Origin of the sequence: Bartonella sp. CL100XZDX (assembly GCF_042195375.1) — a bacterium.
Taxonomy (GTDB): domain Bacteria; phylum Pseudomonadota; class Alphaproteobacteria; order Rhizobiales; family Rhizobiaceae; genus Bartonella.
Genome location: NZ_JBHIOH010000054.1, coordinates 33,391 through 49,989 on the forward strand (window position 1 = coordinate 33,391; position 16,599 = coordinate 49,989).

Annotated in this window: 13 protein-coding genes; all 13 read left to right on the top strand. The window is 39.0% G+C overall.

From position 1 onward, the window contains the following. The first annotated feature begins 1 nt into the window (after position 1). Complete coding sequence (locus ACFILU_RS06155) at positions 2-2,356, top strand: VirB4 family type IV secretion/conjugal transfer ATPase (protein ID WP_375675227.1); 2,355 nt, start codon at positions 2-4, stop codon at positions 2,354-2,356. Continuing rightward, positions 2,353-2,838 carry a type IV secretion system protein VirB5 gene (locus ACFILU_RS06160; RefSeq protein ID WP_375637741.1) on the top strand — a complete coding sequence of 162 codons (486 nt, stop codon included), beginning with the start codon at positions 2,353-2,355 and terminating at the stop codon, positions 2,836-2,838. The genes ACFILU_RS06155 and ACFILU_RS06160 overlap by 4 nt, the downstream gene beginning before the upstream one ends. Then, positions 2,825-3,802, top strand: coding sequence for a type IV secretion system protein (locus tag ACFILU_RS06165; protein WP_273790982.1), 978 nt, complete (start codon positions 2,825-2,827; stop codon positions 3,800-3,802). Before ACFILU_RS06160 ends, ACFILU_RS06165 begins: the two co-directional genes overlap by 14 nt. A gap of 210 nt (positions 3,803-4,012) precedes the next feature. Then, positions 4,013-4,327, top strand: a complete 315-nt coding sequence (locus ACFILU_RS06170) for a type IV secretion system protein VirB7 (protein ID WP_273790959.1) — start codon at positions 4,013-4,015, stop codon at positions 4,325-4,327. Beyond that, on the top strand, positions 4,281-4,985 hold the full coding sequence (locus ACFILU_RS06175; RefSeq protein ID WP_273790958.1) for a virB8 family protein: 705 nt from the start codon (positions 4,281-4,283) through the stop codon (positions 4,983-4,985). Before ACFILU_RS06170 ends, ACFILU_RS06175 begins: the two co-directional genes overlap by 47 nt. Next, complete coding sequence (gene virB9 / locus ACFILU_RS06180) at positions 4,982-5,848, top strand: P-type conjugative transfer protein VirB9 (RefSeq protein WP_375660912.1); 867 nt, start codon at positions 4,982-4,984, stop codon at positions 5,846-5,848. Before ACFILU_RS06175 ends, virB9 begins: the two co-directional genes overlap by 4 nt. Further along, positions 5,841-7,001 (top strand): type IV secretion system protein VirB10, encoded by a 1,161-nt coding sequence (gene virB10, locus ACFILU_RS06185; protein ID WP_273790956.1) that lies wholly within the window; start codon positions 5,841-5,843, stop codon positions 6,999-7,001. The genes virB9 and virB10 overlap by 8 nt, the downstream gene beginning before the upstream one ends. Further along, positions 6,998-8,068, top strand: a complete 1,071-nt coding sequence (virB11, locus tag ACFILU_RS06190) for a P-type DNA transfer ATPase VirB11 (RefSeq protein ID WP_273790955.1) — start codon at positions 6,998-7,000, stop codon at positions 8,066-8,068. Before virB10 ends, virB11 begins: the two co-directional genes overlap by 4 nt. Before the next feature lie 107 nt (positions 8,069-8,175). After that, positions 8,176-8,349 (top strand): antitoxin VbhA family protein, encoded by a 174-nt coding sequence (locus tag ACFILU_RS06195; protein ID WP_275065231.1) that lies wholly within the window; start codon positions 8,176-8,178, stop codon positions 8,347-8,349. 10 nt (positions 8,350-8,359) lie between these two features. Further along, the gene (locus ACFILU_RS06200; RefSeq protein WP_375675201.1) at positions 8,360-9,991 is read left to right on the top strand and encodes a BID domain-containing T4SS effector; all 1,632 of its coding nucleotides are present in this window, start codon (positions 8,360-8,362) and stop codon (positions 9,989-9,991) included. 155 nt (positions 9,992-10,146) lie between these two features. Next, a complete protein-coding gene (gene traG / locus ACFILU_RS06205; protein ID WP_273790952.1) occupies positions 10,147-12,063 on the top strand; it encodes a Ti-type conjugative transfer system protein TraG in 1,917 nt (638 codons plus the stop codon). A gap of 1,228 nt (positions 12,064-13,291) precedes the next feature. Next, the gene (locus ACFILU_RS06210) at positions 13,292-14,890 is read left to right on the top strand and encodes a BID domain-containing T4SS effector (RefSeq protein ID WP_375675202.1); all 1,599 of its coding nucleotides are present in this window, start codon (positions 13,292-13,294) and stop codon (positions 14,888-14,890) included. Positions 14,891-15,197: 307 nt separating this feature from the next. After that, on the top strand, positions 15,198-16,502 hold the full coding sequence (locus ACFILU_RS06215; protein WP_375675203.1) for a BID domain-containing T4SS effector: 1,305 nt from the start codon (positions 15,198-15,200) through the stop codon (positions 16,500-16,502). The last annotated feature ends 97 nt before the right edge of the window (positions 16,503-16,599 follow it).

Sequence of the window (16,599 nt, forward strand, 5' to 3'; positions counted from 1 at the left end):
GATGTCAATAATGAAACGGGAAACTTTGCCTGAAGAATATATTCCCTATATACGCTACATCAACCGACATGTCGTTGCTTTAAATTCACGTTGTTTAATGGTTGTGTTGGCTGTTGAGGGTATAAATTTTGACACTGCGGATATTGATCAATTAAATTCTTTACACAACCAATTAAACACCCTTTTAAAAAATATCGCAGACGAACGGCTTGCTTTATATTCTCACATCATCCGCCGCCGTGAAACGATATACCCAGAAGGTCATTTTCTTTCATCTTTTGCAACAACATTAGATGAAAAATATAAAAAGAAAATGGTTTCACAAGAACTGTATAGAAATGATTTGTTTATTTCACTGCTTTGGAATCCGGCAGCGGATAAAACAGAAAAGCTGGTTTCATTTTTTCAGCGCTTGAGCAAAGCGAAGAAAACACAATCTGAACCCGATGAGGAAGCTATTCGTAAACTCGAAGAGTTAAGTCAAGATCTTATGCAAGGTTTGGAAGAATATGAAGTCCGTCTGCTATCAATCTATGAACATGAAGGACTTTTATTTTCCGAACAAAGTGAATTTCTCCACCAGCTGGTAGGGGGAAGACGTGAGCGTATTCCTCTCACATTTGGAACTATTGCTTCAACAATTTACTCGGATCGTGTTATTTTTGGGAAAGAAATTATCGAAATTCGCCATGAAAGCAATGAACGCTTTGTGGGCATGTTTGGATGGAAAGAGTATCCTTCTAAAACACGCCCAGGTATGACTGATGGTCTGCTTACGGTGCCATTTGAATTCATTTTAACACAATCCTTTGTCTTTAAAAGTAAGGCAGCCGCCAGTGCAATTATGAGCCGCAAACAAAATCAAATGATCAATGCAGCTGATCGTGCTAGCTCACAAATCGATGCACTAGATGAAGCGCTAGATGATTTAGAATCAAACCGTTTTGTTTTGGGAGAACACCACATTTCTTTAGCTGTTTTTGCTGATCATCCCAAAATATTGTCTGAAAACTTATCAAAAGCACGTTCCCATTTAACCAATGGAGGAGCGGTGATTGCCAGAGAAGATTTAGGATTGGAAGCAGCATGGTGGGCACAGCTTCCTGGAAACTTTAGCTATCGGGCGCGTTCAGGCGCCATTACTAGCAGAAACTTTGCCGCTTTATCGCCTTTCCATTCTTTTCCCGTTGGCAAACTGAAAGATAATGTTTGGGGAGCTGCTGTCGCATTGCTAAAAACACAGGCTGGTTCACCTTACTATTTTAATTTTCATTATGGCGATCTTGGAAACACGTTTGTTTGTGGTCCATCGGGATCCGGTAAAACAGTGATTGTTAATTTTCTTCTTGCACAATTACAAAAACACAATCCAACAATGGTTTTTTTTGATAAAGATCAAGGAGCAGAGATTTTTGTACGGGCTGGAGGAGGGAAATACAAACCTTTAAAAAATGGGCAGCCCACGGGTATTGCTCCCTTAAAGGGCATGGAATACACCGAAAAAAATAAAATCTTTCTTCGTAATTTGATCTTAAAGCTGGTAAGCGCTGAAGGGCAAATCGTAACAGAAGAAGAGCGACAAGATATCGCCAAAGCTATTGATTCCTTAGAAAACTTACCCCCAACCCAGCGCTCTCTTGGTGCACTTCAACTGTTTTTTGACAACACATCCAAAGAAGGGATTGCCATACGGCTGCAACGCTGGATTAGAGGCAATGATTTAGGATGGGTTTTTGATAATGATCAAGATGATCTCAATTTAAATGCGCAATTCATTGGATATGACATGACCGATTTCTTAGACAATGAAGAAATTCGGCGTCCCTTAATGATGTATCTCTTTCACCGCATTCTTGATTTGATTGATGGGCGGCGCATCATTATTGTCGTTGATGAATTCTGGAAAGCTTTGGAAGATGATTCATTCAAAGCTTTTGCTCAAGATCGGCTAAAAACAATCCGTAAACAAAATGGCATGATGCTCTTTGCAACACAAAGCCCTAAAGACGCTTTGAACTCAACAATCGCGCACACAATTATTGAGCAGTGCCCCACTCAAATATTTTTTCCAAATCAAAAAGCAAATTATAATGATTATGTCGAAGCTTTCAAACTTACTGAGCGTGAATTTGAACTGATACAGTCAGAATTAAGCAGAGAATCCCGTCGTTTTCTCGTCAAACAGGGGCAAAGTTCCGTTGTTGCAGAACTTAACTTACGTGGAATGAATGATGAGATCGCCGTTTTAAGCGGCACAACAAAAAACATTGAACTCATGAATGAAATTATCAACGAATATGGAGCTGACCCTGACAAATGGCTGCCCATATTTTATCAAAGGAGAAAAAATCAATGAAAAAATATGGCTTAGTTACACTGTTATCTTTTTCTTTTATTTCTCATGCAATATCACAAACGACACCCGATGCGGAGGAATATTATAAACAAGCACTCGAGAACACACAAAAATTAAATACTGCAAAATCAGAAACAGCTGAAAGCATTTATAAAAGTGCAACAGATACTGCAAAAAAAATTAAAGAAATAAGTAATCAACTTGAAAATATTAAATCAAAACCAGACACAAAACCCGAAGAATTGCAAACCCTTCGACAAGAGATTCAAGTAAAGCTTTCTCTTCTTCAAGCAGATCTTCAAGTAAGTTCTTTAAAACTTCAGTCTCTCGATATGATTCAAGCAAGAGATACGAAAACAAAAGATGAATTACGTGAAGAAAAGGAACAACAAAAGCATAAACATCTTGAGGCACAATTAAAAGAAAAAGAAAAACAATTAAAAGAAAAACTTGAAAGTACGAATACAAATGTCAGACTTTAGTTTTTCTCCCTTTGAAAGCGTTTCTGGGTATATTTTAAAACCCTTAGATAATGTGATGGACACAACGGTGAGTGGGCTATCTTCTGCTATTTCAGCGCCCTTAAATCTCGCTGCAATCATTTTTATCTTTCTTTATGGCTATAATGTTATGACAGGTCGCGTTGCGCTTTCCATGCATAGTCTTCTCAATAATGTTGTTAAAATCGTTGTTGTTACAACAATGGCAACGAATGCGGATACATTTAATACTTACGTCAAGGATATTTTCTTCAAAGATTTATCCAACGCTATTGGGAATGCGCTTAACAGCAATCCTGCAAGCTCCAATGTTTTTGATTATATTTTGTTAAAGGCAAGTTCGCGCTATCAAGAAGTCTTATACAATGCTTGGTTTTTTGAAAAGATCATTGTGGGTCTTCTTGGTTCTATCATGCTTCTCGCGGTTATTCTTTTTTGTATAGGTGGTTTTATTGTGCAAATGTTTGCACAAGTTGCACTCGTCATGATTATAGGTCTTGGTCCTCTATTCATTAGTTTGTATTTGTTCAATGCAACGCGAAAATACTCCGATGCATGGATTACAACTTTGATCAATTTTACCATTTTACAAGTTCTCGTGATCATGCTTGGAACCATTATATGTCAAGTTATCCTACAGGTTCTCAAAGTTTCATATGAATCAATCTATGTTCTTTTCCCCCCTGTCATCGTCATTTCGATCATAGGGGTTATTATCTTCCGTGCGCTTCCCGGTATTGCAACAGCGCTGGCCTCTGGCGGACCATACTTTAACACTGCTGTCTCTTCAGGAGGACAGGTTTTCACAATGCTTGCCAATAGTGCAAGAGCGAGTGGGAATGCAATAAAAAGTGCCACTTTACAAATCTCAGGAGCTGCCGGTAAAGGTGCGGCAGGTGCGGCGGCAAAAGCAGGAAGATCCGGAGGTGGACGTGGTCGATTTTAAGATAAAGCACCTCTTTAAAAGAATAAGCATTTTTGTTTTTGCCTTGCGTGCGCCCTTTGGCGCACGCACCATGATCTTGTTCCATGAAAGATCTAGCATCTTGGGTCTTACAACAAAACCAATCAAAATCTTGCATCATATAAATTTGTAAAAATGTTCAGAATAAAGGCTCTCATGCATTGTATTCCAAGATATTTGTGAGTTCAAAAAATGAAACGAAAAATAACTTTTGTTATGGTCCTAACAATCGCTCTTACTGGTTGTGCCTCTTTGAGTGGCCCTAAAAAACCACCACGCTGTAATGGCAAACATACACGTGCTTTAAATAAAGATAAGTGGAATTGGGACAATAAAAACGTTGTCCACTCAGAAAAGAGCGTAAAGCCTGTTACCACTCCCATCATTCTCAATACTTTGGAAAGTGAAAAGGTAACAGCCAATTTGGCACTCAATTCAGCTTTATTAAAGCCGGTTATTCATGAAGCACGATCTGATAAAAAAGTGGAGGTTATGCGTGAAAAGTGATGCCCTTGAAGAATATATAAAAGAAGCGCGCTCATTTGACATTGATCGCATGCATAGCATGCGCGTGCGGATGAAAATTTCCATGGCTTTAACAGTGCTTTTGGGATTGATGACGATTGCGCTGGCTTTAGCTGTCGCAGCTTTGACGCCTTTGAAAACAGTAGAGCCTTTTGTTATCCGCGTTGATAACTCAACAGGCATTATTGATACTGTAAGCGCCCTAAAAGAATCCCCTAACGACTATGATGAAGCGATAACGCGTTATTTTGCCAGCCAATATGTTCGTGCTCGTGAAGGTTTTCAAGCATCCGAAGCAGAAAACAATTTTCGCTTAGTTTCTCTTTTATCTTCTCCAAAAGAACAAAACCGTTTTGCAAAATGGTACGCGGGCAATAATCCAGAAAGTCCGCAAAATATTTATCATAACATGATTGCTACGGTCACAATCAAATCAATCTCTTTTATAAGCAAAGATCTTATCCAAGTTCGTTACTATAAAACGATCAGAGACTTTAATGAAAAAGAAAATATTTCCCATTGGATTTCAATCTTAAATTTTTCCTACGTGAACGCACACATTTCAACGTCTGATCGTCTTATCAACCCTCTTGGTTTTCAAGTATCGGAATATAGATCTGATCCAGAGGTGATAAAATGATCAGACTTTTACAAACAATCTCTTTAATTTTTACGATCACTCTCAGCTTTCACACAGTTCTCTCACTTGCAGAAACAGCGCCTGTCAGTGCACGTAAAGATAACCGCATCAGATTTGTCAATTATGACCCCTACAACGTCGTACAAATCATTGGCTCCATTCGCTCTTCGGTTCAACTAGAATTTGCCGTTGATGAAGAAGTAACCTATGTAGGAATTGGAAATTCGGTTGCTTGGCAAGTTGCTCCGGCTGGACACTTTGTTTTTCTCAAACCACGCGAAGTCCAACCTGTGACCAATTTACAAATTGTCACAAGCCGCCAAGATGGAACACAACGCTCTTATCAATTCGAGCTACAAGTCCGTGAAGGTGATGTTTCAGCCGGCAATGAGACGTATTTCTTGGTAAAGTTTCGTTACCCAGAAGATGAAGCATTACGTAAGAAATTAGCCGAAGCAGAAAAAGAAAAACAACGTGAAGAAAACTTTGTCAATGATATTTTAAATATCCATGAAGATTTTGGACCACGCAATTGGGCTTATGAAGCCCAAGGCTCTTCCCTTATTGAACCCGCTTCTGTCTATGATAATGGGAAAACAACAACCTTTATCTTTTTAGGCAACATTGAAATCCCTGCCATTTACATTGTATCGCCTGATGGGCAAGAAGCGCTTATTCCCAAATCGATTAAAGGCAACAAAGTTATTGTTCATGCAACAGGTGCACAATTCACGTTACGACGTGGGAATGAAGTATTGTGCATCTTTAATAAAAGGTTCGTACCAGAAGGAATTAATCCTGAAACAGGTACGACATCACCATCTGTACAACGTAAAATGAACCTAGGAAGCAGCCATGAATAACACCGTGGATGAAAAAAGCATTAATGATCGCGATACAATAAAAAATGCTCAAGGGAAAAGTCAACAGAACAATGTGGGGAAAGCTATTGCTCTTATTATTCTTTTCAGTGTCTGTCTTTATTTAGCCTATTCAACACTTGTTACAGACAAAAAACAACCAATTGAATCTTCAAAAGAAGGAAACGTTATAAAACAAACAGAGCTTTTTCGCCCTGCAAAGCCTACCCCTCCCCCCTTTGAACAACCTCAACGAAATAACGCTCTATTACCAAAAGTCGAACTACCAACACCAAACATCAATCAATTAAATTCTGATAACTCACTGCTGGAAGCAGCACAACGTGCTCCTGTATTAGCTTATGCAAGTACACAACAAGGCAAAATAGATTCACAAACAAATAATGGTGTTTTGCCTCACCAACTTGAAAGCAAACCTGATGAAATAACACAACGTTTTAATCATCTTCTTAAACCCACAGTGCTTGAAGGTATTCGTGCTTCAACCCTTGGCAATCGAAACTACATCATCGCGATGGGAACGTCTATCCCTTGTATTTTAGAAACAGCCATCAACAGTGATCAACAAGGTTTTGCCAGTTGTATTGTTTCCAGAGATATCTTATCAGACAATGGTCGTGTTGTCCTTCTTGATAAAGGCACCCAAATTGTTGGTGAATATCGCGCCGGATTGAAAAAAGGCCAAACACGTCTCTTTGTACTATGGAATAGAGCAAAAACCCCCAATGGTATCATTATATCCTTAGCTTCACCGGCAACGGATGCTTTAGGGCGTTCTGGTATGGATGGAGATATTGATAACCATTGGCTTGAGAGGATTGGGTCTGCGCTTCTTGTATCACTAATAAAAGATGTAACACACTATGCCAATAAACGTTTATCAAAAAAACAGGAAAAAGAAGAAACTGAAACAGTCTCTTCAGGACAAAACATCGCAAACATTCTCGTAGAAAATTACGCCAATATTCCTCCAACATTATCCAAAAACCAAGGGGAAATGGTGAATATCTTTGTTGCCCGCGATTTAGATTTTTCCAGCGTTTATAAATTGAAAGTCATCGAAAACAAAAAACAGATTATCAATCGAGCTGTTTCAAGAAACTTTTACAAAAATTCGGCGGTAACTTTAGAATGAACTCAAACTTACATACCATGAGCGATGAAACCGTTGCGATTGTTCTCACAAAACTTGAACCCATCAGTACTTTTTTGAAAGATGATAGTCTCTTTGAAATTGTTATCAATCGTCCCTATCAAGTAATGACTGAAGGGTTTGATGGATGGAAAACAATAGAAGCTCCGGCTCTCTCTTTTAATGAGCTTATGGGGATTGCGAAAGTTGTCGCATCCTATTCCAAGCAAAACATATCGGACAAAAACCCAATATTATCTGCAACGCTACCAGGCAATGAGCGTATTCAAATTGTCATTCCGCCCGCTGTCGAAAAAGACACGATTAGTATGACAATTCGTAAACCGTCATCGCAGAGTTTTTCTCTCGAAGAGCTCGCAAATAAGGGCCTCTTCTCGCTATGTGAACGGGTATCTTTCACGCCCTTGCATGACTATCATTCTCGTTTTAACGAACTCAAAATCATCGAGCATAACTTAGCTCATGCCTACTGTAATAAAGACTTTGTCTCCTTTTTAAATCAAGCTGTAGAATGCCAAAAAAATATTTTAATTGCGGGAAAAACCGGTTCGGGTAAAACAACATTATCAAAAGCATTAATCGCAAAAATCCCTCAAGAAGAGCGTATTATCACCATCGAAGACACACAAGAATTGGTGATACCACACCCTAACCATGTCTCAATGTTCTATTCAAAAGATGGACAAGGCTTAGCCTCCGTTGGCCCCAAAGAGTTGCTTGAATCATCTTTACGGATGCGTCCTGATCGTATTCTTTTGCAAGAACTTCGAGATGGTACAGCCTTTTATTATATCCGCAATGTCAATTCAGGTCATCCAGGCTCCATTACAACGGTTCATGCCTCAACAGCCCTTGCAGCCTTTGAGCAGATGACCCTTTTGGTCAAAGAAAGTGAAGGCGGTGGTGATTTAGAGCGTGATGATATTCGAGGACTGTTGATTTCAATGATTGATATCATCATCCAATGCAAACGGATTGAAGGAAAATTTAAAGTCACAGAAATTTATTACGATCCCTTCAAACAACGAAACATCTTTGGAGGGGACTAAAGGAAGATCACACCGGCTGCTAAAGGCTCTTTTAAAGAAACGATTGCAAATAAAAGGAAAAATGCGTGAAAACCAAAGAAACAGAAAACAGAGAAAATCTTTTATCGATGACAGAAGAAGAATTGAAAAAACGCCGTGAAGCCGTTGAAGCAGCCATCAGCACCCATGCAATAGAGGGAATAGCGCTTCATTCCAAAACGTTGAAAATTTTAGAAGAATACGCAAAGGGGAATATTTCACTCGAGGAATTTAATACTCTTATGGACAACACGACATTATAAGGAAGCTACAATGCCAAAAGCAAAATTAAAAAAAACAGATGTGACATCCACAGTGCCTTCCCCTGAATATTATATGTATCCTAAAAGCAAAACATTAAAAAATAAATATGGAATAACAAACCTTGACGCTTTTACGGCAAGATGTGCGCATGATTCAGCAAAAGCGATGGTTAATCTGCGTGAAGCCCCCTTACCAGAAAAGTTTGATAGCTCCTATCTATGCCTTATTCATCAATGTCTATTTGAAAATACCTTTGAATGGGCTGGACAAACCCGCAATGTTCCCTTTACATTTGAAGATGGTACTACTGCCGTCGCTCCAGTAATGAAAAAAATAACAAATTTTGCAGTCGGTAGCGAATTACAAGAAGGTTTACAAAAATTAGATCAAACGCTTGCCGAAAAAAATAATTTGCAGGATTTATCATGCAAAGAATTTGCTTATGAAGCAGCCAAAATATTTGCCTCTCTCAACTATACACACCCCTTTAGAGAAGGCAACGGACGTACACAACGGATCTTTTTTGAAAATCTTGCCAAAGCCGCAGGGCATCAGCTTGATTTTTCACTGGTTACAAAAGAACGCATGTTGGTTGCTAGTGTTGCAGCAATACAAAATGACAATCTAGAACCAATGCAACATCTGTTTGACGATATCTCTAATCCCAATAAAATACCTCTTTTAAAGGAATTCATGAGCAACACGAAAGAACTTGGGCGTAGTGTGAATGATCGCCCTGTTATGGTCACAAAGGAAGGTGAAACCTACACGGGCACCTATAGAGGTGCTGGTCTTAACAGCTTTGCCTGCAATGTAAAAGGAGCTTACATTATCGGCAATAAAGAACATCTCACACCAGAACAACTCAAAACATTAAAACCCGGTGATAAATTTACCTTTACCGTTCCCAAAACAAAAGAGCTTGAAAGCATTCTCATTCCAGAAGAGAAATTAGCCCCTTTGACAAAAAATGAAACGGCCCAAATGGTTGCAGAAGATGCCTGTGTCCACGTAAGCCTAAAACAGGTCCAGAAACTGTCAAAAATTGTTTATGGTAATACAAAAACATTAGACAAACAGATGGTAGAAATCATCAAAAATCCAAGCTTAGGCCAACAGCTCGCCAACAAGATTGAAAGGGCACCGAGCTCTGTTTCTCGTCTTGCAGGTTTCAGTTTATGTGGACTACAAAATCAGGCACGTGCAAACGCTAAAAATCATATTGGTATGCTCTGTACTGCCGTTGCAAATTTCGCGTATGCTGTAAAATATGCTGAAAAGGAAATCACGCAAGAACATGCAACAGAACAAAGTCGCCTTGCAAAAACAATAGAAATGCCAAGTCAAAGCTTGCAAGATCTCTTCGCCTTGCCAAAAGAATTACAGCAGGAAGCTTTAGCAAAAAATCCTTTATGTCAAAAAGAGCTCAGCAACTTTGTAAAAAAGATCAACACCCGTCTTTCACCAAATGAACATAAAGCAGTTCAAAATAATGATTATGAAACACTGGCTCAAAGCATTGGTGTATCAGAAAATAAAGCCAAACAAATTACACAAATTATTAAGCAAACCAAAGAAGTACATCAGCAAGCACAAATATGCACAATGCGCCATTCCAAAGCATTCGCTATGGCCTGCTAAGAATGGATAAAACCTTCCTCCTTGATGAGAAAGGCTCATAAACGAAAACTGTTTGGCGTTATCTGCACCTTTGCAAAAAGAGATGAGAGTTAATATCACGTACCTGAAAAAGAGCATTTCGCAACATATTCTGATAGAATTGAGAGTAAAATACAATGAAATATACCAAAACACAAATGGTACTTATTTTAACACCAATCGCTTTAGGTGCTTTAACGATATTCCTTGTCCCTCATTTTTTACTGTTAATAACAAATGGACTAAAGAGCGATCAAATTTATTGGACTCTTCGTTCTGAGCCTTTATTAGTCTTAGCACTAACGGCTGCTGTTTCATTGTTGTATAGTCTGTCGCAAAAACTGCACTTACGTAAAATAATCACTTTTGTCTCCGTTGTTTTTTTTGGAACAACCGCTCTTTACTATATTGGTGGTGAAATAAAACGTTTAAGTCCCTATGTTGGCCAACAAGGAATAACGTGGAGCTATGCGCTTCAATTCATGGACCCCATGGTTGTCTTTGGCATCATCATTGGTGGTTTTCTTTCCATCATTCAATTCATAACAACCTCTCCACCTAAAAATAAGGTCAAGCGTGCAAAAAAAGGTGTTTTTGGTGAGGCCTCTTGGATGAATTTAAGAGAGGCAGCAAAAATCTTTCCTGCTAATGGGCAAATTGTTGTGGGTGAAAGATACCGTGTTGATCAAGATAATGTGTGCAAAATTCCCTTTGCGCCTGGCAATAAAACAACATGGGGAAAGGGTGGAACAGCCCCTTTGCTAACCTTTAATCTTGATTTTGGTTCAACTCATATGATCTTTTTTGCTGGTTCTGGTGGCTATAAAACCACAAGTACAGTAGTTCCTACGTGTTTAACCTATCCAGGGTCTATTGTTTGTCTTGATCCTTCAACAGAAGTTGCCCCAATGGTCAAATTTGCGCGTCAAAAGATGGGGAATAGAAATGTCATTGTTCTCGATCCCAATTCATTTTTAACAAAAAATTTTAATGTCATCGATTGGCTTTTAGACGACAGCGTACCACGCACACAACGCGAAGCGAATATTGTAAGCTTTTCCAAGTTGCTCCTTACAGATAAAAAATCAGACAATTCTTCAGCAGAATATTTCTCGACACAAGCCCATAATTTATTAACAGCTCTTCTTGCTCACGTTGTATTTTCTGATGAATATGAAGACAGCGAGCGCAATTTAAAAACATTGCGTGGCATTCTCTCTCAATCAGAAACAGCTGTTGTTAATCAATTACGCATGATTCAAGAAACAACACCTTCTCCTTTTATTCGTGAAATGGTTGGTATTTTTACAGAAATGGCAGAACAAACCTTTTCAGGAGTCTATACAACCGCCTCAAAAGATACCCAATGGCTTTCTTTGTCCAATTACGCAGATCTTGTCTGCGGAGATGATTTTTTTTCCTCAGATATTGCAAATGGCAATACAGATGTTTTTCTCAATCTCCCCGCAAGCATTTTAAACAGTTATCCAGCTATTGGACGTGTAATTATTGGCGCCTTTCTCAATGCCATGGTTACAGCAGACGGTAACTATAAAAAGCGTGTTTTATTTGTCTTAGATGAAGTTGATCTTCTAGGCTATATGAATATTTTAGAAGAAGCGCGCGATCGTGGACGTAAATACGGTACATCCTTAATGCTTTTTTACCAATCCTCTGGTCAGTTGGTCAATCACTTTGGAGAAGCCGGAGCACGCTCATGGTTTGAAAGCTGCTCCTTTGTCAGCTATGCTGCCATTAAAGACCTCCAAACTGCCAAAGACATTTCAGAACGCTGTGGGCAAATGACCGTTGAAGTAACCGGAACAAGCAAATCAAGAGGCTTATCTTTAGGAAAGAGTTCATACAACGTCAATTACCAACAAAGAGCCCTGATTTTACCCCATGAGGTTATTCAAGAAATGCGTCAAGATGAACAAATTATTCTTATGCAAGGACACCCCCCTTTGCGATGTGGTCGCGCCATCTATTTCAGAAGAAAAGAAATGTTAGCTGCTGCTGCAAAAAACCGCTTTGCCCCACAAAAGAAAAACTAACTCCCTATTTATGAGATCTTGACTATGAAAAGAACAAAAACAACATACATTTTTGTTTTTTAAAAGCCCCTTAACAAAAAGCTTATGCCCACTTCCTCACACACATAAGGAAATCATGATAAAAAAATCCGTATTTTTTCCTTTTTGTATTTTATGTATTATTTTACCAGCGCCCTTCGTCTTTATAAAAAAGACCAATCCCCTCAAATCATCTATAACTAAACCGACATACTCCACTTGAGAAAGTCCTGTAAATACATTCCTACAAAGCTTTTTGTGTATAATTTATCCCCTACAAACAACCAAAAACATTTCACAACGCTAATCACCAATATCAAGACTCAAGAAAAACAAAAGTTTGTTCTTTGAGACAAGAACTCTCAAGACACCTCCACTCAAGAATATCGATTTTTCGCAAAAAACATTTAAGGTATACATCAAAATGAATAAATCACTCTTATACAAGCTTTTCCCCCTTTACGATATCATAAAGTGTTCTATTTTAATGATAAAGCGCTGAAAAAAGGCTTTTCTCCCTAACCAAAGAAAGAGTTCCCTCTCTTATGAAGCTTAAAGCAGCGCAATACAATAAAAGCAACAATACAAAAATAAAAAACATTTTGTTTCAAACAAATACAAACAAGATGTTCATATGGAGCGATAAGAAAAGCGTAATGGAGAAAAATTCTTGATGACTGCTTTTGCCCATAGATTCACTAATCTGAGTACTGTGTATGAAAAGTACCAACTCCATCCGCAAACCAAGAGCGATTGCACCCGCCATATCCACGCCCCTCATCAAAGCGCTCTTGCAAACAACTTTATTAAAGGAAAAAGACAACAATTTTAAGCAATATTTTTCTTTTTGACCTCTTCCTTACACCTCAAAGAATGAAGGTTTTTTCCAGAGTCAATTTGTAGAAAATCCATTTTTTGACCGCTAATGGGATTCACATCAGCACCCTCAATACCAGTATTTTACAGCACAACAGGATAATAAACGAAAAAAGAAAATATACACGAAAACAATCACAACAGAACATTTGGCATCTCTCACACCAAAAAACTTCCAAAAGTATCACAAAACGATCGATACAACCACGTACACTGTAGGAAAAAGCACTCCCTCTCATAACACCCAAAATTTCAAAAGAACACGCGAATGGGGATTTTTCACATATAGCGTTTAAGACGCTCATCAACCACCACCCTATCTAGGAGAGATTATATGTTAGAGCAAAATTATCTATACAAAGGTACCTTAACACTCAAAAATAAATATGGCATAAAAGACCCCCAAAAACTGTATGAACGCTGTGCTCATGATACCGCCAGAGAAGTCGTCAATTTTCGCCATGAACCACTTCCACAAAAATTTGATTCCACTTATTTAAAATTAATTCACTGGAGCCTCTTCCACAAAACTTTTGAATGGGCTGGAAAAACCCGCGATATATCCTTTACATTTGAAGACGGCACCTCTGCTCATATGCCGGCGATGCGTCCCAAAGGTTACGAAGTTCCTTTTGCTATCGGACCGCAGATTCAAAAAAAACTAAAACAACTCGAAAAAACACTTAATGAGAAGAACAGTTTAAAAGGTTTATCGCGCCAAGAATTTGCTAAAAATGCCGCTGAAGTTTTTATGGTGCTCGAGCACGCACATCCTTTCAGAAAAGGGAATGGGCGCGTAAATCGAATGTTTATGGAAAAACTTGGACAAGCAGCAGGACATACCATTGACTTTTCTTTCATCACAAAAAGACGCATGACAGCAGCTTGTATTGAAGCCATGCAATATGACAATCCCCAACCGATGAAAGATATTTTTGAAGATATCACGCATCCGCAAAAATCCCTTGTTTTAAAAGAATTCATCTCCCAAATGAGAAATGCTGGACTGGATGAAATTAACAATCGTATTGTTGTTGCCGCAAAAGAAGGGATCCCCTATGAAGGTATCTTTAGAGGTTTTTCAGCAGAAGGTTTTGTCATGGAAGTAGAAAGGGCTTTCGTCGTCGGACACAAAGATGATCTCACCCCAGAACTCGTCAAAACATTACAAAACGGTGCCCGCCTCTGCTTTCAAAAAACCAACGTTCAAAGCTTACAAGAAACACTGATCCCAAAAGAAACATTAGCCCCTCTTACCCATGAAGAGTTATTTGAAAGGATTTCAAATGACGCTTATGTTGAAGGGAGCCGAAAAGAAATCGAAAATTTATCAAAGATTGTTTATGGTAAAGCCCACGCCTTAAAGACAACATTAGATATCATAACGGCAGCTCCAAACTTAGGAAATCAGTTTGCCGATGAAACTTTACAAAACCCTCAATCAATTTCTAAATTTGCTGGGAGTAAAATATTTGGCATGAAAAGTTCAAATCGCAGACAAGCGGAACAGACTGTTCCACAACTCAGCCAAGCCCTTAAAAATTATGGCGCAATAACACAACAAACAAAAGATGCAATTCTAGAGCAACACCAAAGAGAACAAAATCGCCTGAACCACACTGTCGAAAAACCTGGAAAAAATTTACAAAACCTTTTTGCCTTACCAGAAGAACAACAAAGGGAAGCTTTATTCCATTCTCATTCACTGCGACAAGAACTCCATCACTTTTCACGACAACTACACAATCGTCTCTCCTCAGAAGATCGTAAAGCCATACAAGAAAAAGATTATACCAGACTAGCTTGCCTCCTTGGGACATCGGAAAGCAAAGCAAAAGAAATTGCAAAAACTGTAAAGAACACCAAAGAAGCACAATATCAAGCCCGCAGCTTAAAAGTTAGTCGTTTCTCATCGCTTGCTCTTACCGGCTAAAAACGCATGAACTTTTGCCTTCCAACTGACTCTTGGCGCTAATCATTTTACCTCCATTGCACCCACCAATTGTTTTAAAATATTACAAAAAATAGTCCTAAAAATGAATCCTGTAATTTGTTGTAACTTATTGATAATATTTCATAAAAAAAACTGTATAAAAGACATAAATGTCCACTATATATCAATATGAATAGCGCGAAATCTTTGGAGGTCATTCAACTCGATATCTTACCTGTGTCTTGAAGTTATCAAAAAGCGGGAATGTGCCAAAGAGGTTTTCTAAAAATATTGAAAGGAAACAGCCATGAAAAAAAGTCACCCAAGCCCTTCTAGCAATGTAGATGAACTAAGCCGACAATTTGAACAACAAAATCTAGGTGCTTCTAATCTAGAAGACCTCTACGCCAAGGTTAATAAACCACCCAAAGAACAGCGCAACCCACAACAATACACACTTCAACAACCACCAGAAACAGTCTATGCTCCCCAAAAGCCACTTGAACAACAAAATCCAAGAGTTTTTAATGTAGAAGAGCTCTACGCAAAGGTTAATAAACCACCCAAAGAACAGCGCAACCCACAACACTATACACTTCAACAACCACCAGAAACAGTCTATGCTCCCAAAAAGCCACTTGAGCAACAAAATCTAGGAGCTTCTAATCTAGAAGAGCTCTACGCAAAGGTTAATAAACCACCCAAAGAACAGCGCAACCAACAACAATACACACTTCAACAACCAGCAGAAACGATCTATGCTCCCCAAAAGCCACTAGGAAATCCCTATGACAGACTTGGTGGGGAACCAAGTGATGGGCGACGCACCGACAGACTCGTAGATCCCTATAAAGTAACGGATTTGGAAGCGCAAGGTTGGCAAACACCCTACGACACAGTTGGTGGAGGTGCACAGGGTGGACGACATCCCCAAGAGCCAGAACATCTCTATGCAGAACTTGAATTTGGTATAGAAGGTGGGCGCTCTCCCCAAAGATCACTCGAATCTGTCTATGCAACGGTTGGCATGGGAGCTGAAGGTGGACAAGAATCTGAACAACTAGAAAACCCTATCTACCAAGGTGTTGGCGAAGGGGCAATGTCCCCTCCCAGAACCCCAAAAGATGTGGTTACAACAAGGCTTTTACAAAACGTAGACTTTCAATATGGTGTAAGAGAAATCCAAGAGCGATGCAAAGTTGTTTATGGTAACGAGCATGCTTTGAATCAACAATTGGCTAAAGTTCTTGACGATCCTCGAGAAGGAGAGAACGTCTTATGGGACCTTACAGAAAATCCTCAAAGCGCTGGTAAACTTGCAGGTCACAAAATACTTGGTGTAAAATCTCCAAGCCGCAGAGAAGCTGAAGAGGAGTTTACCCACCTTTGCTCAGCTCTTGAGAGACATGTAAAGACTGCACAAAAACTCCATCAACAATTTACACATGAACATGAAAGAGGTCAAAAACACGAAGGTCCAGAAAGAGACCCAGAACACAGACATCACCACCATCATCGTCGTCATCACACAAGAGGACAAGAACAAAATAGTCCAGAGCGCAGTCCACAACGACAAAGACATGGAGAAAAAGGAATGGCTTATGCCATGTAAGTGAGCCCCCGTAAAAGTACATAATTTTTTATTTTTCATTGAGTTTCTTGGCGCAAATCTTTTCATCGCGATTGCGCCAAGAATCGTTTTAAAATAT